Source organism: Alcanivorax sp. (assembly GCF_002733835.1).
In the GTDB taxonomy this organism is placed as follows: domain Bacteria; phylum Pseudomonadota; class Gammaproteobacteria; order Pseudomonadales; family Alcanivoracaceae; genus Alcanivorax.
This window is the reverse complement of the sequence record NZ_NVWY01000001.1, coordinates 59,103-82,473: the sequence shown is the minus strand read 5'-3', so window position 1 is coordinate 82,473 and position 23,371 is coordinate 59,103. Positions and strand designations below refer to the sequence as shown.

The 23,371-nt window shown below is 59.1% G+C and carries 24 protein-coding genes; 6 read left to right on the top strand and 18 right to left on the bottom strand.

The window, feature by feature from the left end; genetic code table 11:
- Positions 1 to 114: 114 nt before the first annotated feature.
- The 5 genes from COA55_RS00450 (at position 115) to COA55_RS00430 (ending at position 5,026) form a co-directional block, all read left to right on the top strand.
- Positions 115 to 966, top strand: coding sequence for a TRAP transporter TatT component family protein (locus COA55_RS00450; protein ID WP_290500057.1), 852 nt, complete (start codon positions 115 to 117; stop codon positions 964 to 966).
- A gap of 8 nt (positions 967 to 974) precedes the next feature.
- Entirely contained in the window at positions 975 to 1,964 is a 990-nt protein-coding gene (gene dctP, locus COA55_RS00445) for a TRAP transporter substrate-binding protein DctP (protein ID WP_290500056.1), read from the top strand.
- Positions 1,961 to 2,470 (top strand): TRAP transporter small permease, encoded by a 510-nt coding sequence (locus COA55_RS00440; RefSeq protein ID WP_290500055.1) that lies wholly within the window; start codon positions 1,961 to 1,963, stop codon positions 2,468 to 2,470. The genes dctP and COA55_RS00440 overlap by 4 nt, the downstream gene beginning before the upstream one ends.
- Positions 2,467 to 3,756, top strand: a complete 1,290-nt coding sequence (locus COA55_RS00435; protein WP_063537644.1) for a TRAP transporter large permease subunit — start codon at positions 2,467 to 2,469, stop codon at positions 3,754 to 3,756. Before COA55_RS00440 ends, COA55_RS00435 begins: the two co-directional genes overlap by 4 nt.
- Positions 3,757 to 3,848: 92 nt before the next feature.
- Positions 3,849 to 5,026 (top strand): IS3 family transposase gene (locus COA55_RS00430; protein ID WP_156496823.1). Its coding sequence is split into 2 segments (ribosomal slippage): positions 3,849 to 4,140 and positions 4,140 to 5,026, totalling 1,179 coding nucleotides; the frame shifts between segments, so codons are not numbered across the junction.
- A 52-nt stretch (positions 5,027 to 5,078) separates the two neighbouring features.
- On the opposite strand, the gene COA55_RS00425 is transcribed toward COA55_RS00430, so the two are convergent.
- The gene (locus COA55_RS00425) at positions 5,079 to 6,074 is read right to left on the bottom strand and encodes a hypothetical protein (protein WP_290500053.1); all 996 of its coding nucleotides are present in this window, start codon (positions 6,072 to 6,074) and stop codon (positions 5,079 to 5,081) included.
- Positions 6,075 to 6,160: 86 nt separating this feature from the next.
- Between COA55_RS00425 and COA55_RS00420 the strand changes: the two genes are divergently transcribed.
- Positions 6,161 to 7,006 (top strand): metal-dependent hydrolase, encoded by an 846-nt coding sequence (locus tag COA55_RS00420; protein WP_063520904.1) that lies wholly within the window; start codon positions 6,161 to 6,163, stop codon positions 7,004 to 7,006.
- 249 nt (positions 7,007 to 7,255) lie between these two features.
- Here the strand turns inward: COA55_RS00420 and COA55_RS00415 are convergent, their stop codons facing one another.
- From COA55_RS00415 to COA55_RS00340, 17 genes are all read right to left on the bottom strand, one after another.
- Positions 7,256 to 8,047 (bottom strand): DNA adenine methylase, encoded by a 792-nt coding sequence (locus tag COA55_RS00415; RefSeq protein WP_290500051.1) that lies wholly within the window; start codon positions 8,045 to 8,047, stop codon positions 7,256 to 7,258.
- Positions 8,048 to 8,057: 10 nt separating this feature from the next.
- The gene (locus COA55_RS16920) at positions 8,058 to 8,186 is read right to left on the bottom strand and encodes a Com family DNA-binding transcriptional regulator (protein ID WP_363969040.1); all 129 of its coding nucleotides are present in this window, start codon (positions 8,184 to 8,186) and stop codon (positions 8,058 to 8,060) included.
- A gap of 237 nt (positions 8,187 to 8,423) precedes the next feature.
- On the bottom strand, positions 8,424 to 8,864 hold the full coding sequence (locus tag COA55_RS00410) for a hypothetical protein (RefSeq protein ID WP_290500050.1): 441 nt from the start codon (positions 8,862 to 8,864) through the stop codon (positions 8,424 to 8,426).
- Positions 8,864 to 9,949: a hypothetical protein gene (locus COA55_RS00405; RefSeq protein ID WP_290500048.1), complete on the bottom strand. Its 1,086-nt coding sequence runs from the start codon at positions 9,947 to 9,949 to the stop codon at positions 8,864 to 8,866. Before COA55_RS00405 ends, COA55_RS00410 begins: the two co-directional genes overlap by 1 nt.
- Positions 9,950 to 9,952: 3 nt before the next feature.
- Positions 9,953 to 12,157, bottom strand: coding sequence for a phage tail protein (locus COA55_RS00400; protein ID WP_290500047.1), 2,205 nt, complete (start codon positions 12,155 to 12,157; stop codon positions 9,953 to 9,955).
- A gap of 189 nt (positions 12,158 to 12,346) precedes the next feature.
- Complete coding sequence (locus tag COA55_RS00395) at positions 12,347 to 12,577, bottom strand: hypothetical protein (RefSeq protein ID WP_290500046.1); 231 nt, start codon at positions 12,575 to 12,577, stop codon at positions 12,347 to 12,349.
- Between the two features lie 9 nt (positions 12,578 to 12,586).
- Positions 12,587 to 13,405 (bottom strand): phage BR0599 family protein, encoded by an 819-nt coding sequence (locus COA55_RS00390; RefSeq protein ID WP_290500045.1) that lies wholly within the window; start codon positions 13,403 to 13,405, stop codon positions 12,587 to 12,589.
- Complete coding sequence (locus COA55_RS00385; RefSeq protein ID WP_290500044.1) at positions 13,395 to 15,083, bottom strand: hypothetical protein; 1,689 nt, start codon at positions 15,081 to 15,083, stop codon at positions 13,395 to 13,397. The genes COA55_RS00390 and COA55_RS00385 overlap by 11 nt, the downstream gene beginning before the upstream one ends.
- The gene (locus tag COA55_RS00380; RefSeq protein ID WP_290500043.1) at positions 15,080 to 16,045 is read right to left on the bottom strand and encodes a hypothetical protein; all 966 of its coding nucleotides are present in this window, start codon (positions 16,043 to 16,045) and stop codon (positions 15,080 to 15,082) included. The genes COA55_RS00385 and COA55_RS00380 overlap by 4 nt, the downstream gene beginning before the upstream one ends.
- Complete coding sequence (locus COA55_RS00375) at positions 16,045 to 17,259, bottom strand: hypothetical protein (protein WP_290500041.1); 1,215 nt, start codon at positions 17,257 to 17,259, stop codon at positions 16,045 to 16,047. Before COA55_RS00375 ends, COA55_RS00380 begins: the two co-directional genes overlap by 1 nt.
- A complete protein-coding gene (locus COA55_RS00370; protein ID WP_290500039.1) occupies positions 17,260 to 20,187 on the bottom strand; it encodes a phage tail length tape measure family protein in 2,928 nt (975 codons plus the stop codon).
- A gap of 207 nt (positions 20,188 to 20,394) precedes the next feature.
- Positions 20,395 to 20,910: a DUF6631 family protein gene (locus COA55_RS00365; RefSeq protein WP_290500037.1), complete on the bottom strand. Its 516-nt coding sequence runs from the start codon at positions 20,908 to 20,910 to the stop codon at positions 20,395 to 20,397.
- Entirely contained in the window at positions 20,910 to 21,668 is a 759-nt protein-coding gene (locus tag COA55_RS00360) for a hypothetical protein (protein ID WP_290500036.1), read from the bottom strand. Before COA55_RS00360 ends, COA55_RS00365 begins: the two co-directional genes overlap by 1 nt.
- Entirely contained in the window at positions 21,665 to 21,886 is a 222-nt protein-coding gene (locus tag COA55_RS00355; RefSeq protein WP_290500034.1) for a hypothetical protein, read from the bottom strand. The genes COA55_RS00360 and COA55_RS00355 overlap by 4 nt, the downstream gene beginning before the upstream one ends.
- Positions 21,883 to 22,341 carry a hypothetical protein gene (locus COA55_RS00350; protein WP_290500033.1) on the bottom strand — a complete coding sequence of 153 codons (459 nt, stop codon included), beginning with the start codon at positions 22,339 to 22,341 and terminating at the stop codon, positions 21,883 to 21,885. Before COA55_RS00350 ends, COA55_RS00355 begins: the two co-directional genes overlap by 4 nt.
- Entirely contained in the window at positions 22,341 to 22,850 is a 510-nt protein-coding gene (locus COA55_RS00345; protein ID WP_290500031.1) for a DUF1320 domain-containing protein, read from the bottom strand. The genes COA55_RS00350 and COA55_RS00345 overlap by 1 nt, the downstream gene beginning before the upstream one ends.
- Positions 22,847 to 23,350, bottom strand: a complete 504-nt coding sequence (locus COA55_RS00340; RefSeq protein WP_290500030.1) for a hypothetical protein — start codon at positions 23,348 to 23,350, stop codon at positions 22,847 to 22,849. Before COA55_RS00340 ends, COA55_RS00345 begins: the two co-directional genes overlap by 4 nt.
- Positions 23,351 to 23,371: the final 21 nt, after the last annotated feature.

Sequence of the window (23,371 nt, the reverse complement as noted above, 5' to 3'; positions counted from 1 at the left end):
AATGCCCGCAAGAAACGCCTTAGAGCCACCTGCCGGTTTGAGTTAGGGTAGGGGGGCTGCTATAAAGACAGCCAAAACGATGAAGTCACAATAATGAAAGGATGCCAGCGACCTATGCAGTGGCGCTCTGTACCTTACTGGGTACCTTCTCTCTTCTTCGCAGCGGTAGTTACCCTGCAAGGCTGTTCCCTGGCCCATGTTGACGACAACCTGCCCTATGGTGTCCTCAACAACAATGACCTGCAGCTGGTCGAAGACGGCCTGCCCACCTATTTGCTGATGGTCGATGGCCTGATTGAGAACTGGCCGGAAAGCGAATCCCTGCTCAGCAGTGGCGCGGACCTTTATGGCGCCTACGCCGGCTTGTTTGTGGAAGACCCTGAGCGGGCCCGCAAACTTAGCGACAAGGCGCTGGGTTACGGTTTCCGTGCCGCCTGTGCCCACCACAAGGATTACTGCGATCTGCGCAGCCTGTCGGTGCCCGAATTCGAATCCCTGCTGGACGAGGCCGACAAAGGCGATGTGCCGGTGCTGTTTTCCCTGGGCAGCGCCTGGGCGGGTTATATCCAGCAGAACACCAGTGACTGGAATGCGGTAGCGGAACTGGGCCGGGTGGAAGCCATCATGGAGCGCATCGTGGCGCTGGATGAAGGCTATCAGCACGGTCAGGCACATATGTATCTGGGGGTGCTGAACAGCATCCTGCCGGCGTCGCTGGGCGGCAAGCCCGAACAGGCCAAAGCTCACTTTGAAGAGGCGGTAGTACTGTCCGACGGCAAGAACCTGATGGCCCAGGTGCTGTATGCGGAAAAGTACGCGCGCCTGGTGTTCGATCGGGAGTTGCACGACCGCTTGCTCAATGAGGTGCTGGCGGCGGACCCTGATGTTCACGGCCTGACCCTGCAAAATACTTATGCGCAGCAGCAGGCTGAAGTCCTGCTTGCCGGCGCGGACGATTATTTCTAGGAGTGTTTATGCTGCGCCTTGTCACTGTTCTGATCGCGCTGTTGCCGCTGGTTGCCACCGCTGCGACGACCCTGAAAATTTCTACCCTGTACCCGGATGGCACCACCATCGTCACCGGCCTGAAAAAAGCCGGCAAAGATATTGCGGCGCAAACCGAAGGCCGGGTAAAGCTGAAAATCTACCCTGGTGGGGTGATGGGTGATGATCGTGCGGTAGAGCGCAAAATCCGTATCGGCCAGCTCCATGGCCTGGTGGCCCAGGGCGGTGCGTTTGCTTCCGCCTACAAGGACAGCCAGATTCTCAACGTGCCGCTAGCCTTTAATAACTACGATGAAGTGGATGCGGTGCGCAGCGAGTTGGACCCGGTCATCCAGAAAGGCCTGGAAGACGGTGGCTGGGTCAGCTTTGGTTTGCTGGACGGTGGCTTCGCTTATGTCATGTCCGAGCAGCCGGTAAAAAGCGTGTCCGATCTGCGCGACCAAAAGCTGTGGTTGCCGGCCAACGATGAAGCCTCCGCGAAAGCGGCCAAGGCTTTCGAGCTCTCCCCCATTTTGCTCAATATCGGCTCCGTTCTGACCTCTCTGCAGACCGGTGCAGTGAACGCCTTCGCCGCTCCCCCGGTGGCGGCCCTGACGTTGCAATGGTATTCCCGGGTGAACTACCTGACTGACATGCCTCTGCTTTATACCTTCGGCATGCTGGGTATCCACGAGAAATACTTCAAACGCATGAGCCCGGAAGACCAGCAGGTGGTCCGCACGGTACTGGAAGCCACCTTCGACAAACTGGATGCGCAAAGCCGCAAGGAAAACCTGAGTGCCTTTGCCGCCGTTCAGCAGCAGGGCCTGGAAGTGATCAAGCCCGGCGGAGAACAACGCGAGGAATGGCACAGCTACGCCGAGCGCGCTACGGCGGAGCTGGTGGAAGAGGGTGAAATTAGCCAGGCCATGCTCGACCGCCTGAACGGCATTCTTGCCAAGCAACGCGACGGGCAATGATGGCAGCGCTACTACGTGGGGTGCATCGCACCCTTCACCATATCGAGGACGGCCTTATCGTGGCCGTCCTTTTGTTTATGATCCTGCTGGCGGTGGCGCAGATTGTGCTGCGCAATTTCTTTGGCACCAGCCTGGTATGGATCGAGCCGCTGTTGCAGAACGCGGTGCTATGGATTGGCTTGCTGGGCGCGATGATTGCCTCACGTAATGACGAGCACATCCGCATTGATGTGGCCTCGTCACTGTTACCGGAAAAGTACCATCCCTTCCTGACCACCTTCGTGGATCTGTTCACCGCCTTTATCTGTTTGTTGGTGGCCTGGTATAGCGTGCACTTCGTAATCGAAGAGTATGAGTACGCTTCGCCGGCATTTGCCAGTGTGCCGAGCTGGTTGTTGCAAGCCATTATCCCGGTGGGCTTCTCGGTCATGGCACTGCGCTACGTAGTGCTGTTTGCTCTGGGGTTAATTGGCAAGCGGCCGAAACTGCAGGAGCCGACGCCATGATCATTGCGGCGATTGTCCTGCTGGTGGTGCTGGCGCTGATGGGCGCGCCCCTGTTTGCCATTATTCTCGGCGCAGCCGCACTGGGTTTCTATACTCTGGAAATCGAGTTGGCGGTGCTGCACATCGACATCTATCAGCTCAGTAATTCCGTGGTGCTGATGGCGTTGCCCCTGTTTACCTTCGCCGGTTTTTTGCTGAGTGAATCGAAAACCGCCGACCGCATGTTGCGGCTCAGCCAGGCCGCGTTCGGCTGGATGCCCGGTGGCATGGCCTTTGTTGCGCTGATTGCTTGTGCGTTCTTCACCGCCCTGACTGGCGGCTCCGGTGTCACCATTGTGGCGTTGGGCGCCTTGTTGCTGCCGGCGCTGGTGAAAGGCAATTACCCGGAAAAATTCAGCCTGGGCCTGGTGACCTCCTCGGGCAGTCTGGGGTTGTTGCTGGTGCCGTCGGTGCCCTTGTTGATCTACGGCATTATCGCCCAGCAAATGTCCCAGCAGCTGGATATGCCGACGGTAGAAATTGTCGATCTGTATCTGGCTGGTCTGCTGCCTGCGCTGCTGATGATCGTGCTGCTTTACGGTTACTGTGTGTGGGCCACGCGGGGCACCGATGTTCCCCGGCAGGCGTTTGATTTCCGGGAGCTGGTCGATGCGCTCTGGGAAGCACGCTGGGAGCTGCCGCTGCCGCTGGTAGTGCTCGGTGGGATCTTCTCCGGTTTCCTGGTGATCAGTGAAGCGGCGGCGGTGACGGCGCTGTATGTGTTGGTGGCCGAGGTGTTTCTGTATCGGGAAATCTCGCTGCGCAAGCTACCGACCATCATGCGCGATTCCATGATCATGGTGGGCGGTATTTTGCTGATTCTGGCGGTGGCGCAGGCTTTCTCGGATTACCTGGTGTATGCCGGTGTGCCGGAGAAATTGTTTGCCCTGATCCAGACACATGTTGAGAGCAAGATTACCTTCCTTATCCTGCTCAATATCCTGCTGCTGTTGCTGGGCGCGTTGCTGGATATCTTTGCCGCGCTGGTGATTATGGTGCCGCTGATCCTGCCGGTGGCGTTGCGTTACGGCATTGACCCGGTGCACCTGGGGATCATCTTCGTGGCGAACATGCAGATCGGCTATATCACTCCGCCGGTGGGCATGAACCTGTTTATCGCCAGTTACCGCTTCAAGAAGAAAGTCACCGAGCTGTTCGCAGCAACGATTCCCTTCATGCTGATATTGATCATCGCCTTGTTGATGATTACCTATATCCCGCAGCTCAGTCTTTGGTTGGTGCGGTAAAAGGCAGTTAATAGTTAACAGTGAATAGTGAATAGTTGCGCGGTTGGAATGCCCCGGAAAAAGTAGACACCTTCATTTGGAGAGAAGGTGTCATGAAATACAAAGCCAAGCGCTACTTCAGCGATGATTTCAAACGCGAGGCCGTGCAGGCCTCGCTATCCACCACGCAGACACAGTCCGCACTAGCTGGCAAGCTAGGCATACACCCAAAATTGTTAAGCCGCTGGCGAAGAGAATGGATTGTGACCAAGAAACCGTCTGCTAAATCCGTCCAGAACACGGGACCCGATAAAAGCCTCAAAGACCTGGAAGGAGAGATTTCTCGCCTGAAAAAGCAGCTCAAGCGAGCCGAGCTGGAGAATGAAATCCTAAAAAAGGCGGACGAGTACTTCGCCAAGCACGGCAAATAAGATTTGCCTTCATCGATGCCTGCCGTAGCCAAGCCTGGCCGGTATCGGTGATGTGCGCAGTACTCGATGTCTCACGAGCAGGCTATTACCGTTGGCGGGAGCGTCAGCGTTGTCCGGGGCCAAAACAGAGGCGCGATGACGCCCTCTTGGCCTTCCTTCTGAAAGAGGCTCGTCGTCAGCAAAGCATACCGGGTTACCGTAAGCTCTGGCTGCATGCCCAGGATGCGGGGTTTTGCTGTGGGAAAAATCAGGTTCAGCGGTTGCTGCAGGCGGCGGGCTACCGTTCGCGTACGGCGCCCAAGCCCGGCTACCGCAAGGCCAAGTCGTCTCTACCGGTGTTGCCCAATCTGCTGAATCGCCAGTTCTCGGTTGGGAAGGCCAACCGTGTCTGGGTGTCGGATATTACCCAGATCCGCTGCCAAGAAGGCTGGCTCTACATTGCCGTTGTGCTGGATCTGGGGACTCGTCAGATCGTGGGCCGTGCGATGGGGCCGGTTAACTGCTCACAATTGGTTATAGCGGCGCTGAAACAGGCCTGGAGGCGCCAGAAACCTGCGGGGCGTGATTTGCTGTTCCACTCAGACCAAGGCAGCCAATATCGTAGTGAAGAGGTGCTGAGTTGGCTCAATGACAGAAAGGTGACCATCAGCATGTCCCGGCGCGGCAACTGCTGGGACAATGCTTGTGCCGAGAGTGTCTTTGCCTTGCTAAAAAAGGAGTGGACTCGCCCTCTTGGAGAGATAGGCCGAGACGAAATGGCGAGCGAAGTTCGTTACTATACGGACCAGTACTATCCCAATGTGCGTCGGCACATGGCACTGGGAGGAGTTTCCCCCAGTGCCTATGCTGCGACCGTTTAATCATTAGGTGTCTACTAAATCGGGGGCACTCCACGCTGTCAACTGTCCACTATCAACTGTCAACTGATCCCAGCAGCTCTATCGTCTCCTCCGCCCGAAAATACCCTTCCAAGTGCCGACGCAGCCACGCCTCCAGCAGCCCTTCGCTCTGCAGCTTGGCCATCACTGGCGGCAGGAAGCGGCGGGCATCATCAAGCATCAGCTCGCGGGTGACGCCCAGCTCATCCAGCAGGCCAGTGAGGCTGGTATCACCATATTTATCGAAAAACGCCTGCACGCCCGCTTCCAGCATGGCATTGAAGTAATCCGTGTGGCGCAGATCCCGCCAGTACTCGAACACGATCACGAACAGCTCCTGAATATCCTCGCTGCTCACCAGCTCCTTCAGGTCCGCCACCGGGCGCTGGGAAAAGTCCTGCCAGCCCACCTTCACCAACTCGCGCAACTCATCCAGGTTCTCGTCGCGATACAGGTACGGATCACTCAACAATTGCTCCGTGCGACGCAGTAACCATTCCTGCAGTCGTGCCTCCAGGCTGGCCAGCCAGCGTTCCGGCAAGCGCTTGCTCAGCTGGCTGCGCAGGGGGCCGGGCAGCCCCTGATGCAGCAACGTCTTGAGCCCCAGTTGCGCACCGCCTGCCAGCAAGGCCAGCAGCACCGGGTTACGCCCCAGCCAGGCCATGCCTTGCCGCGACAGGGGAATTTCCAGCCCCTTGTCCAGCAGCGCCATCACTACGGCTTCGTCGACCACATCCTCCACGGTGCGCTCACTCTGGATGGCGTGGTCATAAAACCGTTCCACCATATCGCCCACCAGCTCAGGAATCGCGCCGCTGATATCCATCTCCACCGCGTATTTCTGCGCCGTGGCAAACACCTGCTCAGCTTGCACCCACTGGTTGAGGGAATAACCCGCCGCCCGCTCAAGCACGTAGTCCAGCTCCTCAACCACCAGTGAATCCAGCTGTTCCGGCGAGAGACGCGCCAGCAGATAATCGACCAGCCCATCCAGTAAACGATTTGCCACTTCCTGTTTATTACCCGCCATTTTTTGCATTTCCCGATGAAAAGTTCTTGATGCTGCGCACAGCAATTGTATCATTGAATGATGTAACAGTTACGGAGGGACGCACGATGGCGATCTCAATTCTGCCCATACGCCGCAACCTGAAATTCAACCTGAACCCGGCCAAGGCCCTTACCTGGCACCGGGACGGCCTGAATGTCAGCCAGTTCCTCAATACCATGAGTCTGTTCTTCCCGGTGGGTGAGCGCTTCTTTATCGATAGCGTCCGCCACTATCGCGACCAGATTACCGATTCGGAACTGAAAAAGGCAGTCACTGCCTTTATCGGTCAGGAAGCCATGCACGGCCGTGAGCACGAAGAGTACAACGACTTCGTGGCCCAGGCAGGGATTCCGCTGCATGCCCAGGAAGCTTTCGTTGCCAAGCTGCTTGGGGCCGCCCAGCAATATAGCCCCAAAGCCTTTCAGCTGGCTGCCACCGTAGCACTGGAACACCTGACCGCCATTCTCGGCGGCGGCCTGCTGGATCTGCCCGAGATCATGGAAGGCGCCGACGAAGGCTACAAGGCGATCTGGAACTGGCACGCCCTGGAAGAAACCGAACACAAGGCCGTGGCCTTCGATGTGTACCGCACGGTGATCGGCGACGACAGCAACCTGGGCGCCTACGCACTGCGCAGCGGCACCCTGGTGCTGGCCACTGGCATTTTCTTTGCCCTGTTCATTCCCTTCTACCTGCATAACGTGCGCATCAAGGGCGGCCTGACCGACCTGAAAGGCTGGCGCGCCGTGGCCAAACACACCTGGGGCCGCAAAGGGATTTTCCTGAACATCACCAAGCCCTGGTTCGACTGGTTCAAACCCGGTTTTCATCCGTGGGATCACGATAACAGCGAGCAGCTGCAAAACTTCGAGGCCCTGCTTGGCAACCTCCTCAAAGAGGAAGCCGCTTAACCGTTTTCCAATTCACCGAGCTCTCCCTTTTCCGGTGACTTTCAGGGTCGGCACTTTGCCGGCCCTTTTTTTTGCCGCTCTGCGGCTGCAGCATGCTTCACGCAGCATGCAACACGCTGGCAAACCTGCCGAGATTGGGCCTCATAACGAAAAAAGCGCCTTGAAGCCGCGCGCGAAAAATCCGGGTCTCTTGCGAGATAAATGAGAGGCCCGGATTCTTTCACAGAGCGCAAAGCCCTTTCAGTCGAGTCAGAATAGTCCCGCCGGCTCCGCTTGGATATCCCAGCTGAAGATCAGCACCTCACTCCGCTGCACCCCTTTACCCCCTCCCACCGTGTACCTGATGTCCGTCGATTCGATGTGATATTTGGAGAACACCTGGCGTATGTCTGGGTGGTCGTTGAGGCTAATGATGGCCTTGCCCTTGATCTCGCCGATCAGTTCAGCCATCTCCTCGTAGTGCTCCCACTCGAAATCTACCCCATAGCCTTCGGTCTCCCAGTACGGCGGGTCCATATAGAACAGGGTGTGGGGCCGGTCGTAGCGCTTGATGACGTCTTGCCAAGCCAGGTTCTCGATGAACACGTTGGAAAGCCGCAGGTGGGCTGCTGAGAGGCTCTCCTCGAGGCGCAGCAGATTGAGGCCTGGCGGTGTGGTGGTCGCGGTACCGAAGGACTGGCCATCGACCCTGGCACCAAACGCCAGTTGCTGCAGGTAATAGAAACGCGCGGCACGCTGGATATCCGTCAGGGTCTCGGGCCTGGTCATCTGTTGCCACTTGAAGACCTCCCGGCTGGATAACGCCCATTTGAACTGCCTGACAAACTCCTCCAAGTGGTTCTGCACCACCCTGTAAAGCCTGACCAGCTCCCCATTGATATCGTTGAGCACCTCCACCTCTGCCGGCACAGGCCGCATGAAGAACATGGCTGCGCCACCGGCAAACGGCTCCACATAGCACTTGTGGGGAGGAATGAAGGGGATGATGCGGTCGACCAGGCGACGCTTGCCGCCCAGCCAAGGGATGATCGGATCTGGCATAGAAACTCCTCTATCGAGGCTCTTGGGCCTTCTCCGTGTTGGTATGCCCACAGCGAGGGCATTTGATACTGATCCAGGTGAAGATCGCTTCGGCCAGCTTCTTGTTGCACCGCTGGCACCTGAAATCCTTTTTTATCATCTGCAAAGCCTTTTCGTATTCTGCTAGGCTTCTCTCGCTCCGCGCGGAGTGGGGATGCCTTGCCGGCTCGCAGGTACTGCTGCGGGTTGGGCTCGCCGCCGGGTGTTGCTGCACCCAGCGGCGGGCGCTCCTCTTTTGATTACATGGATCTGCTCCCAGATTTGATAGCCATTAATACCAAAGAGGCCCCCACTATATGGAGGCCTCTTACCTGCTGGCTTTTGAACGAGGACAAAATCACCAATGGACTTCTGCCATATCCTCCCAATCGGCTAGGGCCGCCAGCTGGTCTTCCAGTTTTTGACGTTTCCCCAGCGCTGCACCTATGGCTGCGGTGTACGCATCCGCTTTCAGGATGATCCAGTCAACCAGGTCAGCTGGGTCAACCTCTCTCGCCGCTGCAAGGGCAGAGATCAGCGGCACCGGAGCGGCCGGGTTTTCAACAAAGGCACGAGCCTCTCGCTCTTGTTTGTCCCAGCTCAGCACCTCCGATTGGGGGTACGCGCTCTGCAGGGCGGAAAGCTCTGCCTCGCAAGCAGCTTTGATCTCGGCCAGCTTGTAGGCCCGGTAATCGTCAGGATGGAAGCTGTAGAGGGACACGGGCTCGTCGGCCACTGAAGCGATAAGTGCCAAATCCGCACCGGTCGCAAAGTATTCGCCGTCTCGATAGATTCTCATCAGAATGTCCCCGCATTGGGTATGGGCGCGGAGTAAATACCCGCGTCTACGTTGCCCGGGAAAATTGCCGGGATGGCAATCTGGGCCTTCGATACAGAAGACTGCCCAGAAATTCCCGGCCAAGCGGCCACGTAGCCTGTAGAGATCTGGGAGACCACCCTAACAAAGGTCCAACCATCCGCGGGCACCAGCTCCGGGTTTGTTCCCTGCGCCACTCCGTCGAACTCAGTCACAATCGGACCCAAGGACCGAAACCCGATAGGCCCGTCCACGGCCCTGACCCACGCGGTAAAAGTACATCTACCGGACGCTGCGAAGATCGCCCGAGAAAGATTGATGGACATCAGGTATAGAGTCCCACTGGGGAACAAGGAAGCTCCACCGGTCCCGCCCCCGGCTGCGTACTCGGCAATATAGAACTCCACACCGTACCGCCCGTTGGACCCCGCTCTACCCATGGCGGAAAGTAGGTCCAAAGTCGGGGCAGTTAGGGATGCCCCTCCGCCCCCGAAATCTGCATTATCGTGAATGAATTTACCTACTTCAGTAACCGTTGCCCCGTTGTATGGGGACAGGGAATCACTGACGTCGCTGTCGAAGAGCCCGGTGGCGTAAAGATCGAAAGGCCCTGCCGGGGTAGTGAAACGTCCGGCCTGGGCGATGATGTTAGAAAACGGCAGTTCCGCCATGTTGGAGTACGCTGCGCTGCCCAGATCGCTATTCAACGGCACATCAGAGGCCCCAGTGCCGGTATTCACGAGGGCCGCGCTGCCCAGCTCATCTACCGACAGCGACAGCACGTCCCAAACCGCAGCCCCTGCAGTCGCATCAGTGCAGATCCACCACACCTTTGGCGTGGGCGTGTTGTCCAACCACCGGCTACCAGCCTCATAGCCCGCCGTGCTGTCATCGTTGGCCGCCGGGGATGTAGTTGCGCTGAGGTTGTTCTTGAACTTCACCCAGTCCTTCAGCTGCTGGTATGTCAGCCCCACCGTCTGCCCGCCTTGCGCAGCCACGGTGATCTCCGCACCGGTAAGCGGCCCTGCAGGGCGCTCTGTTCGTATCTCCGACCATTGCTTAGCCATGTCTTACTCCACGATCATCTCTTCGCCGGCCTCGGTCAGCATGATTTCTCCTGCCTCCGTGGCCATGGGTTCAGTTCGGTACCAGGTAAAGGTGTGCTCGAACGCCTGCCAGCTATCCAGGCCATCACGCTGGCTCAACACGGTAATGGTGTACTGGCCATCCTCGGTGGGGGTCAGGGTTGAGGTGGTGCCAGAGGTATTCTCTTGCTGCACCTGGCTGGCGCCCTGCAGCAGAGTTACCTGGTAAGCGGTTCCGGGCTCGGGGCCGATGCCCGCGTCGGTCCAGGGCACCAGTACATCCTGCTGCAACAGGCGGTCACGGTGGACCCAATCAACGGCCAGCTCTCCTGTCAGCTCTACCGGCCAATATTCGTCGTTGATCCGGACACGCGCTGGCGGATACGGCCGTGCTTGGCGTTGATCCAACTGCAGGGACAATGTAGACGCCAGCGCAGGGGCCAGCTCCTCGCCAGTGGTTCGAGTGATGAGCTTGGCCTCTACCGTATCGCCGTCGACATACTCAGTCGGGTCAGCGGCAGCGCTGGTCTCGTAGAACCAGATCCGGCTCCCCGCCGGATGCCGGACTGGAACCGTGTCTACACACCCCCGCGCAAGCGTCACCACCATCGTCTCGGTGTCCAGATTATCGACCCGAACAATTTCCTCGCCGATTAATGCTGCTAAACCGGTCTCGACCTGGTCTAAGTCAATGCCTCCGGAGATAGCGATCACCGTATCGTCCGGGCCGATCTCCGCAGCCAGCTCAGCGGTTGGCACCCAGTCGCCAACGTCGCGCTTCTCGAACGCGGCCGCACCGATCCGCGTGGTGAGGCTGTAGTTCAACGACAGCCCGCTGGGGCGCACACCCAGCGCACTCAGAAAACTGGAATCAGGCTCCAGGGCATCGCGCTGCACTTGCGTGGTCTCTTGCACCAGGTCGCGATATGGAACCTCCATCAGTCTTTCATAGAGCGCTGGCTGCGCACTGCGGTTCGGAGGCTGCCAGGTAGAAGGTTGCTGCTCGGTATAAACGTTGCTCGGCAGGCCAAAAACGTCCAGCAGCGCCGTGACAGTAATCGCCGCGTCATTGACCGTTCCCGCTTCAATACGCCCAGCGCGGAGCACAATTTGGTCGATGCCGTCGTCTGGCGCACTAATGCGAAACACCGCGCCAGGCTCAAGGTCGGCACCGCGCCGGTCCAGCCGAACCTTGAACTTGCGAACACCCCGCTGAACGCGGATCTCCCGCTGTGCCACCCGGCTCGCCAGCTCGTGGGTTGGCAGCCCAGGGAACGCCACACTCGTACTGATTACCGTGCCGGCAGATTGGATGGCCGCGAGGTTTTGTTCCCGAGCGGTGCGGTCTTCATTCGTGACAGGATCACGATAGTCGACCACCACTTCGTTCGGGATCGTCTCGCCAGCCGAAAGTGTATCCTCATCGATCGACAGCAAACCGCTGGCGTAATCGAACAGCGGCAGCTCATTAGATACATAATCATCACGGATCAGCCGGAGCGTCATCAGGCCCGTACGGCGGCTAATGAATTGCACCGCGCCGATGTGATCAATCACCGTTTGCATGAAAGCGGATACTGACTCTTTCCGGGTCCAGAGCAGGCAAAGGCCAAAGCCTTCATCGTAAAGGCGATCCGCCGCCTCCGTGTAAGACTGATAGTCGATACGGTTATCGCTAAGGCCGCGCCCCCACCGGCGGTCAGTCTGGCAAGCAACCAGGATGTGGGCGGGGTTCATGGCGTGGATTGCACCACCCGCTAATTCGATCCGCGCCTTAGAGGGGTACCAGGTCGCACCGTCCCAACCCTGCATGATCCTGCGGTACCGGAACTTCCAAGGTTTCGGGTAAGGATTGATGGCCCCGATCTGGCCATCAAAGAACAGCGTAAACATGCCCCGAAAAGCAGGCACCAAGCCGCCCAGCATGTTCTGCAAGCGACCCAGCACCGCCTGGTCAGGCTCGCCCATCATCACATCCAGCCCACCGACAATGCCGCCCTCCGCCTCATCACCGCCAAACAAATACCCCTTATTAATGCTAATGCGCTGGCTGCTCGTTACGGAGCCACTCCAGGCCCGACGATCGCCCACCCGAACTTCCACCAGCTCATCCACAGGGCCACGACCAATGCCCATGTGAATACCGAAGTAATACCGAAACCCGACAGTGACGCGCTTACTGCTGCCCATCGGCGTCCTCCCGCGCTATAGTCGCGACGCGTAAGCCCAGCGCATCCCCAGTGGCTTCCACCCGCTGTGCCGTCAACAATCCACGGCGGCAGTCCTCGAAGGCTATGCCATGGCGCTTAAACCAGGCACGCGCACCAGACATGCAAAGCCCAGCGGCGTGAATATGACGGGGGTAAACCAGCGGCTCACTCACTTCTTGCCTCCCTTGGTCCGGATCGGGCTAGTGCGGTAATTGCCAACCCCCAGCACCGTCCAACCCGTGGACCAGACGTCCCCGAACGCCACCGCCTGGGGCGTTCCTTCATCCGCCGCCGGGAAATCGAAATCAGTGAAAGACGCAGGCTTCGGTTTCGGTGGCTTCGGTGCCAGCGCGACACTGACGATCGCACTGACAACCATAATCGCAATCTGAACCCACATAATGGCTCCTCAGAACACCGGGTTGCCGTCAAACGGGGAACTGCCCGGCAGCGCCGGCACCCCACCGTAGTTCTCAACATTGCTGAACTTGCTGTCGCAAACAGATACCGATCGCGCGCACCCTGGGTAGGCTCGCACTTCCAGCCCAGCAACCAGCTCCACAGAGCCGCCCAGCAGGGTCAGCGTAGTGCCCACATGCTCATCGATGCCGCGCTGTTCCACCGCGCCGGAAACCGCTTCCCACTCGATAAAACCCCCAGTGAACCAGCCATCCGGTTGGCCAGCGAACAGGCCGGCGGTCACGGTGATGCCCGCGGCACCCGCAAGCACGGCCGTCGTCCTATACAGCTCTTTATCCACACGGCAGTTGGCATCGTAGAGCGCATAAGGGCACTGCCGCCCCCACACCAACCGCAGGCCGGTATTGTCCTGTTCAGAGGACAATGGGCGGCACACCAGCTTCGCCTTACCGGCCCGGCGCTTGAGCGTCACATCACTCAGAATGCCAACCCACTGAACCAAGGCCGAAGGATCACCGAGATCCTTATCCCAGATCGTCAACTCAATGGGCGTGCTCGGTGGGTAAATGCGATAGATGCCGAGCAGCTCCAAATCCAGTGGCACCTCGATATTCAGCGCATCCGCGCTGGCTTCACCGGTCTGGCGAATGCCGTCATCGGTAATAAACACGCTATGGAAAGTCTGGTTATCGTGCACCACATCCAACCCTGCGTTCGTGTAGCGCCACCGCTGCGCACCGCGTGCGAACTCATAAAGGCGCAGCGGCCTGGCTTGCGCCAGCGAGGCGTCCAGAACGTCATAGCTCATCGCGCACCCCCCGGAATACCAGCTGTGAACGGGCAACACCCTCTACGTCAGTCTGGTGCTCAATTTCCACGGTATCGCTCTCCAGGCGCATCAGCGCCATCCAGCTCACGCGTTGCACCTGGTCAGCATCAAAGGCCACGTCCCAGGGCTCGGCCAAGCTAAGCCGTTCTGTAGAAGCATCTAACTCGGTGGCCCCGAGCACACGGCGGTAACGGACGGTTCCGTCGCTCAACTCCAAACGAATATCGCGGCGCCCAGAGAACCCCGCCGCGAACCGCCCGTATTGAACGTGAGCCACATCAATGAATGCCGTGGTGGTAGCCACTGGTGCCACAACCTCTAAATCATCCATCCACGTGGGCAACCAAAGGGCGCCTTGGCGCCCGCGCAGCGCGTACATCAGGCTGCGCCAATTCGCACGCTCCTCAGCGCCTTCCAGCAGCCAGCCATGCCCCTGCACCGGGAAACCAATGCCCGCCCTGTCGCGTACATTCGGCGATGCCGTGCCGTTGTCGAGCACATTTATCAGGCGTTGGTAAGACAAACTCAGATCGCGACTTTCCTCCGGCCGGATCTCCAACACCGGCCAGCCTCGGTACTCTGGCAGGACGTGGGTTTGTGGCCAGGTCGATGGCGTCTCCAGCCGGAACTCCACCTCACCACCCACCAATCGGTTAGTCAGCCGCGTCAGGGCAGGTTGATCGGTCAGCCGCGCAGTCCGAACCGGAAAGAGCCGCACCGAGTGGGGCCATTCACGCTGCACCGGATTGCGCAGCCCGATCCTGTCTTCTTCAAGCGTGTGGATCTCCAGTACCTCATAATCTGCCGCACGCTCACCCAGCAAGAGCACTAATCCACCGTCTTGAAAATCGCGATGGCGCGTATCGCAAACGATTTCCGGGCTGCCAGCCGCAACCCCGGGTAGCCACTGCACGTCCTGCCAGATAGGTAGCGCCCACAGCCGCGACCCCCAACCGAAAACGGCGAGGTCCAGCAGCGCCCGATCGGCACCTTCAGCCAGAATAGAAAATCCGTAGAAGCGCCGTGGCAAATCACGGCCGGCCCGGCGTTGCTCCACACCGGACTGGCTCTGCAAAATGTCGGTTAACCACTCCAGGCGCTCCTGGACACTGGCCAGCCAGTTCGGCGCCCAGGGCCAAGCCGTAATGCGGTTACCCGTGATGGGGAGTACCGCAGGCGGCTCACCGGTGAACTGCCACGTGAAAGAGGCATCCACCACCGGCGGGCCATCGACCCCAACCGCCACCTCCCACACGTGCTCACGCAGCGGCGCAAACTCCATCGGCGGCTCATCCGGGCCGGCAAGCTGAATGCCCTCAGCGTTATCGGCAGCCAGGTCGTTGAGCGTTCTCGGCTCAAGATATGCATTCCAGATCCGCACAGGGTGTGTTTGCGCAGACACCACATTGCCCACATCGAGCGCAGGCGGTGTCACATGAATACGGAAATAATAGTCGTCCAGGAACCGAACCAGCCGCCGTGCCGGCGGCGTGCGCGGATTTTCGGCAACGGGCTGAGTGTTGAGCGTCTCGCTGCTGTTGGCCACTTCCCCGGCCAGCACCGACACCCCCAGCTCACCCGGCAGCGCACGGGCAGCGTTCAGCATGGGGTTTAACCCCGCCGACGCAGGCCAGATCCCGTGCAACGCCGGCGTCATGGCAACACCTTCCGGTACGCCAAGCCGAACAGCCCAGAATTCACCTGATAATTCGGCCCGTACTGGCCTAAACCCCGCTTCTTCAGTGGGAAGCACAGCCATTCATCGGGGCCAATGGTAATGGTCTCGCCGGGCGTCAGGTTGCGCAGATTGACAATCCGCAAGTCAGCCGGGGCGCCGGCCAAGAAGGTTTTTTCTCCACGCAATACAAAGGACACCAAGCACGGTGCCAACGGTGCAACCGCGTTTACCGTGTTGGGCGTGGACAGCCAATAGAAGGTGTAAGGCGATCGCCATGTATTGGCGCCCAGCCGAGCCGGTCCCCATGCAACACTAAAACTTGACGAATTAACGTCATAAAATTCCCCCCATTCCTCCGTGTAGCCTGGGACGTCTAATCTCACTACGCCCTGACCCGTAGCATGACGGCTGAGGCCATCGAAAGGCACAGCGTGAAAGGGGCTCAACGAGTCGCGATTATGAGTATTAGCGTATTGGAGGTTATAGCGCCAATTGGTGCCGGTGGCATATTCCCCGCCGGGGTAGTCGCCAGACTTATCCAGGCGGCCGAAATGAAAGTGCGCGAATTCCCCAGGCACAATCTCAACCACGCAATGAATGTACTGCGTCGTTCCGAACAGGTGGTATGCCGCGAAGGGGCCTCGTAGGGCGTCGGTTCTGCCGTATCTCCCACCCGATGATCCCGGTTGCGTATTGTACGCCGCCCCCGCATCAAACCCGGTCTGCCCCCAAATATAGATATAAGGGCGTGGGTAGTCAGTGGTTTGGATATCGTCTTCTTCCGGCTGCGCCAGCAGCGTGAAAAACCCCGCATCCGCGTGGTGCAGCGCCAGCTCCGTTGGCTCGTTTCGATCAATCGTCCAGCCCAGCCCCACGGCCATGCCCCGAATTTTCGCCAGCAGATCAATCACGTCGGTTGCAACGCCTGTTTCATATGCCATCAGGTGAGCCTCATTGCGCCGTATTCGGTCCAGTTAGTGCGGTAAATGTTTTGAACCACCAGGTGGTCCTCTCCCTCAATCGAGAGAATGTTCTCCGCCGCATTCCCCGTTCCTGTTACCCAGAACAGGCCGTCCAGCTCGCCGTACTGATTTAATGAGGCATAGCTGGCGTTGCGGCAAAGCGGCACCAACGGCAGCAGCGTGTAGGAGCCATCCGGGGCGGGGTGAATCTGCGGCCCTTGGAACTCATGCGATGCTCCATCGCGGCTGCCGAATCCATATTGATGGGTGGGGAAAATATCGAAGAAATCGGTTTCCCAAGCGCCTGAGCTAGATCGGTATCGGTTCTGTATCCGCTTCCAGCCGCCGTCTGTTGTGTACAGGAACGCCCCACGGCCAGGGTTGAGGATGCTGGAGGTGTCAGCGTCAGCGGCGGACCACCGCGTGCTCGCGCGGTCGGTGGTCGCCGCCACCAGCACCGGGTAGGGAAACTGCGCCGGCGTGCCATAGGGGAGAATTTTGCCCAGGTACAGCAGCTGATAGGTGGTTGAGATCTTGGCCACAAGAATCAGCCGCTGGCCGTTGGCCACCAGCCAGTAGGGAATGGCATCGGCCCACAGCAGCAGGTTGGCGTTCGGGCTGGTGCCCGGCTGCCCATTGAAGGCAAAAGTCGGCTCGTGGCCGATCGCGCCACGAGCCTCCCAGTTGAAATAGTCATCGGCACTGCTCTGGTACGCCGCGACATTCAGATATATCTCCTCAGACCCCGTCAGCCCCGGCGCGCGAAAGTAATAGTCCTGGTCAAAACCACCGTCTAGGCCTTCGCTCAGCAGGGTCCAGGCGGCGCCCGCCGCGCTCATGAGGCCCTGGGTCACGTCCCACGAAAATTCGTCACCTACCTCATAGCCCGTGCCCGTAATCAGACACTCGATTAGCCCGTTGGCATAAGCGATACCCGTGGTGGCATCAGCAGTGGCGCCGGTCACAGAACCGGTGATCGCCCACACCTCTTCCCCAGCGGTGTCCGCGTTGCTGCAGGTGAAGGTCCAGGTTTCGCTCACCGTGGCGGGCGCGGTGGCGATATCACTAATGGTGCCAGGGCCAGCCCCGGTGAACTGCGGCGCAGTGCTCCAGGTGCCATGGCCGCACACAAACCGCTGCAAACGGTGCAGCAGGTCCAAGTGCCCGTTGGCTGTACCAATCTCGACGGGCATTCACCCACCTCCCTTAATCAGTTGGTTGAATTTGCTGGGGTTGCGCGTGATGTGCAGCTCTAGCATTTCCTCACCGGCCGGGCCGCGCAGTGCATCGGCCACCACATCGTCTGACAAAATCGGCAGCAGACGCTGGTTCACTTGCGGCGCAGGAACACTTGCCCCCATGGCTTCCGCCGGGCTGCGCGCCAGCGTGGCGGCGGAGGCACCCACCAGGCCGCCATCGGCATAGCCCTGGAAACGGGCCAGCGATCGCATGCCCTCGCGACGGAAGGCTTCCATAAACTGCAGGGCGCCAGGCTCACGCAGTGCCTCCTGGGGCTGCACATACTCACCACGGTGGACCACACCTGCAGGCTGGTACTTGCCGCCAGCGCCGGTATAGCCGCCTTCGGCGAACGCACCTGCAGCAGCGCCGGCAACGGCACCGCCGATGCCACCGCCACCCGTCGCGCCGCTAATCGCATTAAAGATCATTTGCTTCAGAATCATCTGGGCGAGCTGGCGCAGGAAATCAGCAGCGAATTGACGGAATGCCTGCCCGGCAGATTGCGTGCCATCCGCTACGTTCAGCAGGGCATCAGATAAGCCCGTAGAGAGCATCTCGTTCATCTGCTGGCCGTCAGCCAGGAAGCGTTGGGTCTGGTCGTTCACGCGCTGATAGCCGAGCACCATTGCGTCGAAGTTCTGCAGGATCGTCGGGTCACCCATTGCCTGGGCGTACTCCTGCGCCGCGTCACGCATTTGCTCAAGCTGCGACACCGCGTTGCTGTCGATCTCCCCCAGCCCTTCGCGGTACTCCGGCTGGGAGATTAGGCCAGCCTCGAATTGGGAAGAGAGTAGATCCCGCTGGCTGCTGGCACCGCGCGTGATGGTGTCGATTTGGCGCTGGAAGTCATCCAGGCCAGCCTGCAGCTGTTCTTTATTGATCAGCTCCCTGACCAGAGTTTTACCGGCTTCATCACCGCGTGCCTCTAGCCGTGCTAACAACTTGGCGAATTCCTGTTCCAGCTCTTTGCCCCTGGCATCAAAGCTGTTTCCATCCAGCGACAGCAAGCGGGCGGCGATGCCATTAAGTGTTTCCGCATCGTCCATCGCCTGGTTCAGCTCTTCCTGCTGGGTGATGGCGGCGTTAGCGGCTTGCGCTCGCTGCAATAGAGCCCCAGTCAGGCCTTTCTCGCTGATCTCATAGGCACGGGTCGCATCCTTAGATTTGCCCGCCACCGCCGCCTGCTTTTCAAGCTGGGAAACGAAGGACTCCATCTCTTTCTGGCGCTGCTTGGCCTCCCGTTCGCGACGATCAGCATCCGGGTCTTTCGTCTCGTAGCGCTCATTAATGCCAGCAATATTCTTGGCAACCGTTGCTTCATCCAGGCGGCTATCAGAGGGGTTGGTTTCCCGAATTGCATCCAGCTGTTCGCGATAGGCCTTGATGGCCTCCACCCGCTTTTCTTCGTTGCTTAGATTGGAACGGGTGAGTTTGTCCACCTCAGCCATGGCCTTAATAGCTTCAGCTTCTAGTTGACGGGCTTCGGCCTTCTCTTTTGCTAGACGCTCCTCATCTTCGATCTCCTGAGCCAAGGCATCACGCTGAACCTTCAACGCCTTGATCCCCGAGTCTTCCCCGTCACTTTTAAATAAACTCTTCTCGTTCAGCTCCTCGAATAGCTTGATACGTTCATTGATATCATCCAGTTGCTGCTGCCTGGTCCGGTCACGCCCGATATTCAGCGCGCTATCCCAAGCCTCGCTGGCGGCATCCTTAACGCCTTTCCAGGCACGCTCCAGCAGGCCGATATCGTCAGATATTTCTTTGGCTCGGCTTTCGACCACATCGGCGTAGGCTTCGACCGCCAGTTTAACCGCCTCAACTTCGCGCCCCTGCTGCCTCAGCGCCACAATATTCGAGTACACCGATGCATCCAGGAAGTGATACTCGTTATTCAGGTCAGCAATGGCCTGGACGGGGTCTTCCGCTAACTTGACGAACTCATCAATCGTGCTGGAAATCGCTTTACCGGTAGCGATCTCCATGGCGATCGCGGCACGGCTAACCTGCTCGATCTGGTCAGCCGCTACTTTCCCGGTGCGAGCCACTTCTGCCAGGACTGCAGCAGCATTGCCCTGGGTGCCCGCCACATCATCAATCCGGCGAGCCATGTCACTAAGCTGGTCTGAGCTGGTGCCTGCAATATTGCCGGTAAGAATCAGCGCCTCGTTATACCGGCGCGCTTCATTGGCCCCTTTCTGCTGGGCGACAACGGCCAAACCCACGGCGGCGGCAACTCCGCCAAACAGTAGCGGCATGGGTTTGATGGAGGAAATCAAGGCGCGCGCGGCGGGCTTCACCCCACCAAAAGAATCCTTCAGCTGGCCGCCTTGCTGGATGGCCACCATCCAGATCGGCATGCCCGACGCCAGGCTTGTGGTGATATCAGTGATCTGAGCCGGCAGCTGCCGCATGGCCATCCGGTATTCACCGGCAGACAGCCCGCCACGCTGCATGGCTGCAGCAGCCTCGTCGACGTCGCCGCCCAGCCCTTTGACAGGCTTTCTCACGCCAGTGGCACCTATGCCTCCCACGCTCTTTTGGGCTTTTTTGGCAGCAGCGTCCATGTTTTGCGCGGCTTTGGTGGCAGCATCCAGCGCCTTTTTTGCGTTGGTCGGGCCTTTGCCATCGAGGTCGTCCAATCGCTTACTGGTGCGATCAGCGCTTTCCCCAGCGCCATCCAAGGCAGCATCCAGCGCATCCACCGCCGGCTTTACCTTGGCAGGGCCTTTGCCATCAAGGTCATCCAATCGCTTGCTGGTGCGATCAGCGCTTTCCCCAACGTCATCCAGGGCGGTATCGAGCGCATCCAGCTCTTGCCGACCTTGTTTAAGGTCAGCCTGCATTCGGAGCGCGAGTTTGAGGTCTTGGTCTGCCATGAGGGGATCATGGCGGGTATGGCGGGAATCGTCTTTTGAACGCGGGCAAAAAAATAGCGGCCTCCATGGCCGCCAGTCAGTTATCCGTGAGCGCTTTTATATAGCTTTTCGCATTGTCCTTATCTGCACCAAAGGCCATCCGAACATCATTAAACCGGGCAACCCGCTGGTGCCGCTCACGCCGTAACGCTGCATCGAAGTACAGCATTATTTGTCGCTCGGTGTAGCCTCCGATTTGGTCAGCTCGGTGGCCTGCTCCGATGAGGGTGGCGTAGATTTCTCGCCAGCGGACTGGCTTGCCTTTGCGAACCGGTCTTGCAGTTTGCTGCTGACCACCCGTCTTTGAGCAGACCGAACAAAAAAAGGGCCGCACACACTCCACCAGGTGTAGAGCAGCACGTCCCCCTCATGCTCACTGAGTGAATGAACCCAATCCAGGGGCATATCGGCAGAATCAGCCACCAGCTCCAGGGCCAGATCAAGGTGCTCTGCCAGCAGGTCCAGGATCTCTTCCAGCGATGGCTGGCCACCACTGAGGATCTCTTGCAGGCCATGAATGAATGGCTTTGCTTTGGTGCGGATCTTCAGCCCCTCAACAAAGCCATATTCACGAATGACTACCTTCACCCCGGCAATTACCACTTCTTGCTCGGGGTGCAGGATTTCCAGGTCATTCTCCTCCTGGGCGTCAGGCTGTTGCTCTTGCGGCACCACCTTGGCCATTAGGAGGCCTCCAGCAACTCGATACGGCCAAAGCCACCCAGCGCCTCATCCATGGCCGCTGTGGACTCGAACAGGCAAGTGCCAGTGAGTGAGATTTCACCGAAGCTGCTGTTAATCAGATCCAGCTGGGATACCGGGTTGAACTTCAGCTTGTAGAGCCGCACACGGACATTCTCACCGCCACCATCGACCGTATTCACGCCATCCAGCATCAGGTAACGAATCGGAGCCTGCTGAGTGAACATGGTCAGGTCAGTGGCCGCACCATTCTCGTAGTCTGCAAGCAGCGGCTGGGTTAACGCAGATACATCGAGCATTTCCAGCACGCCACCGGTGGCGCTGGCAATCCGATAGTGGGTGTCTTCCACCAGCGTGGTCGGCGCACCATCGCTATCTTCGATTACCAACGCGCTGATACCGCCACGATCCAGGACAACCATGTCACCATCCACAACCGTCGGAATCGGTTCATCGGTTACCGTGCCGGCAACGATAGTGCGCTCGGTACCATACAGCCCAAGAGCAAGATTTTTGGCGGTACCGTGATACAGGGTCAGGGTGAACGCCACCTCGGTACCGGTGTTCAGCGTGGCACTGGTTTGGCGTAAGCCAGAGTGGCTTTCCTGGCGCTTCTCTTCGGACACCGTCGGGGAGATCTGCAATACACCCGCATCATTCACCCAATGCATGGCACCCGGCTTGCCACCGGCAAGGGATGCGCCCAGGTACACTTTGCCCTGTAGGGAAAAGTCTTTCATTTTTGATCTCCCTTATTCTCAGTTGAAGAGTGGCCTTTGGGGCCGTCAGTCTTTACCGGCTGATAGCCACCGGCGCCGGTTTTGATCGTGCCGCGTTCGGCCAGCCATTGGGCCTGGCGTGGAGTGACTTCAATTTCGGCGCCTTCCTTGCGGGGTTTGCCGGCATGGGTATGGGGCTTGGCGAGAGTTACCTTCACCGTCTTTTTCTTGGTGCTCATGGGGCGTTGCCTCCAATGAAGTGGGTGGTAGTGAAAACGTCGATCCAGAGCAATACGCTGGCGTCGTAATCCAACACATCGCCCTGCAGCCAGCCGATTGGCCTCATCGACCGGTCGGCAGGCTGCCAACCCATCAGGGCCTCTCGAACTTGGCCAATCAGCGGTGATGCATCGCGGGCCGCCTGGGCGCCGGTGCTGTCCCGGTAGTTACGCACGGCCGTAATCACCCCGAAGGTGACTTTTGCCTGCTGCTTACCCGATGGCCTGCGGCCCGGCTGGCCGTTGGGGTCGTCGGTGCCTTCTTCCCGGGCCAGCACCACATAGGCCGACGGCACCCGGTAACTGCCCAGGGAGGTCACCGCCGCGAACTCAGCGGCGCCCTTAACCTGTTGCAGATCCTTCACCGCATCGCGCAGGCGCTGCTCGATGACCGTGGTATCCAGGGGGGCGCTCATCAGTAATCCTTCAAGCTGTCGCGGATCGTTGAGGAGCCAGGCGTGAATGCCGGCGAGCCGGTGCCCTGGCTGACCAGGTCATCTTCTGCGCCCAGGCTGAATTTCCCCTCGGCGGTCAGCTGGAGCAGCTTCATGGCATCGCGGTAATCCCGCACGATCGGGTCACTCTTTTCGTCCGTGCGGATACGATCCTTGTGGAGGAAGTACCGGGCGATCGCACGGGTCCAGGCGGTAACAATACCTGGCACCGGATTGAGGGGCAGGTACCCACGCTTACCCAGGAAGCCATCGATGGTGGCCTGAGCATCCGAAACCGCATCATCAATGCGCTGCAGGGCGTCATCGGCCACCGCGATTTCAGCTGCTGACCAAGCGCTGCGATCATCCCCTTGCAGGGAGGCCTCCATCAGCTCGGCAGCCACGATGTGCTCATGGGTAGCGGTTGCCACCTCTGCGAGTTCACGTGCACCGGGCCGTTCGGCTAATTGGGCGTGGGAGATATAGCTCATGCGCTAGCGATTCCGCCAAAGGTGCGTTGTGCAATGACCAGGTCTTCCCGGGCCTTCAGTTCAGAGACCTGTTCCTCGGTCAGCGCATCCAGGGCGAAACCGATACCGTCTTCGTCGATAACCATGTCGCCCCACTGGACGGTGCCTTCTTTGGCGTGTACCCAGTAGCCTTCCACTTCCTGGGCGTTTTTGTACTCCGCCCACAGGCCGTCGCGGTCTGCCGCTTTCAGCTTCAGGCCACCGACTTTCTCCAGGGCCTTCAAGTCCGGCGCACCGTTCGACTTCATCCAGTGATCCGGGTTGTTCGGGTCCAGCTGTGCAATTGCGGCAGAAAAAGCGGCGGCGTCATCGGTGCCCGTGCTGCCACTTTCGGTATCCAGTGGCAGCAGGCTGCCAGATTTCACCAACGGCGCGGCCAGCTCGGAAGCACAGATCAACTCATCGCCTTTATGGATTTCACCTGCCAGTTTGACCGGGGTGACAATCTTGTAACGTCCCATGACATTCTCCTGAATAATGGT

Excerpts from the sequence above, each read along its gene's own strand:
- COA55_RS16920 (WP_363969040.1), bottom strand. The coding sequence starts at position 8,186 with ATGATAAAAAAGGATTTCAGGTGCCAGCGGTGCAACAAGAAGCTGGCC.
- COA55_RS00365 (WP_290500037.1), bottom strand. The coding sequence starts at position 20,910 with ATGGCCAAGGTGGTGCCGCAAGAGCAACAGCCTGACGCCCAGGAGGAG.
- COA55_RS00405 (WP_290500048.1), bottom strand. The coding sequence starts at position 9,949 with ATGGCTAAGCAATGGTCGGAGATACGAACAGAGCGCCCTGCAGGGCCG.
- COA55_RS00375 (WP_290500041.1), bottom strand. The coding sequence starts at position 17,259 with ATGCCCGTCGAGATTGGTACAGCCAACGGGCACTTGGACCTGCTGCAC.
- COA55_RS00345 (WP_290500031.1), bottom strand. The coding sequence starts at position 22,850 with ATGAGCTATATCTCCCACGCCCAATTAGCCGAACGGCCCGGTGCACGT.
- COA55_RS00450 (WP_290500057.1), top strand. The coding sequence starts at position 115 with ATGCAGTGGCGCTCTGTACCTTACTGGGTACCTTCTCTCTTCTTCGCA.
- COA55_RS00360 (WP_290500036.1), bottom strand. The coding sequence starts at position 21,668 with ATGAAAGACTTTTCCCTACAGGGCAAAGTGTACCTGGGCGCATCCCTT.
- COA55_RS00370 (WP_290500039.1), bottom strand. The coding sequence starts at position 20,187 with ATGGCAGACCAAGACCTCAAACTCGCGCTCCGAATGCAGGCTGACCTT.
- COA55_RS00440 (WP_290500055.1), top strand. The coding sequence starts at position 1,961 with ATGATGGCAGCGCTACTACGTGGGGTGCATCGCACCCTTCACCATATC.
- COA55_RS00355 (WP_290500034.1), bottom strand. The coding sequence starts at position 21,886 with ATGAGCACCAAGAAAAAGACGGTGAAGGTAACTCTCGCCAAGCCCCAT.
- COA55_RS00350 (WP_290500033.1), bottom strand. The coding sequence starts at position 22,341 with ATGAGCGCCCCCCTGGATACCACGGTCATCGAGCAGCGCCTGCGCGAT.
- COA55_RS00410 (WP_290500050.1), bottom strand. The coding sequence starts at position 8,864 with ATGAGAATCTATCGAGACGGCGAATACTTTGCGACCGGTGCGGATTTG.
- dctP (WP_290500056.1), top strand. The coding sequence starts at position 975 with ATGCTGCGCCTTGTCACTGTTCTGATCGCGCTGTTGCCGCTGGTTGCC.
- COA55_RS00400 (WP_290500047.1), bottom strand. The coding sequence starts at position 12,157 with ATGGGCAGCAGTAAGCGCGTCACTGTCGGGTTTCGGTATTACTTCGGT.
- COA55_RS00435 (WP_063537644.1), top strand. The coding sequence starts at position 2,467 with ATGATCATTGCGGCGATTGTCCTGCTGGTGGTGCTGGCGCTGATGGGC.
- COA55_RS00425 (WP_290500053.1), bottom strand. The coding sequence starts at position 6,074 with ATGGCGGGTAATAAACAGGAAGTGGCAAATCGTTTACTGGATGGGCTG.
- COA55_RS00395 (WP_290500046.1), bottom strand. The coding sequence starts at position 12,577 with ATGTGGGTTCAGATTGCGATTATGGTTGTCAGTGCGATCGTCAGTGTC.
- COA55_RS00420 (WP_063520904.1), top strand. The coding sequence starts at position 6,161 with ATGGCGATCTCAATTCTGCCCATACGCCGCAACCTGAAATTCAACCTG.
- COA55_RS00390 (WP_290500045.1), bottom strand. The coding sequence starts at position 13,405 with ATGAGCTATGACGTTCTGGACGCCTCGCTGGCGCAAGCCAGGCCGCTG.
- COA55_RS00415 (WP_290500051.1), bottom strand. The coding sequence starts at position 8,047 with ATGCCAGATCCGATCATCCCTTGGCTGGGCGGCAAGCGTCGCCTGGTC.
- COA55_RS00385 (WP_290500044.1), bottom strand. The coding sequence starts at position 15,083 with ATGACGCCGGCGTTGCACGGGATCTGGCCTGCGTCGGCGGGGTTAAAC.
- COA55_RS00340 (WP_290500030.1), bottom strand. The coding sequence starts at position 23,350 with ATGGGACGTTACAAGATTGTCACCCCGGTCAAACTGGCAGGTGAAATC.
- COA55_RS00380 (WP_290500043.1), bottom strand. The coding sequence starts at position 16,045 with ATGGCATATGAAACAGGCGTTGCAACCGACGTGATTGATCTGCTGGCG.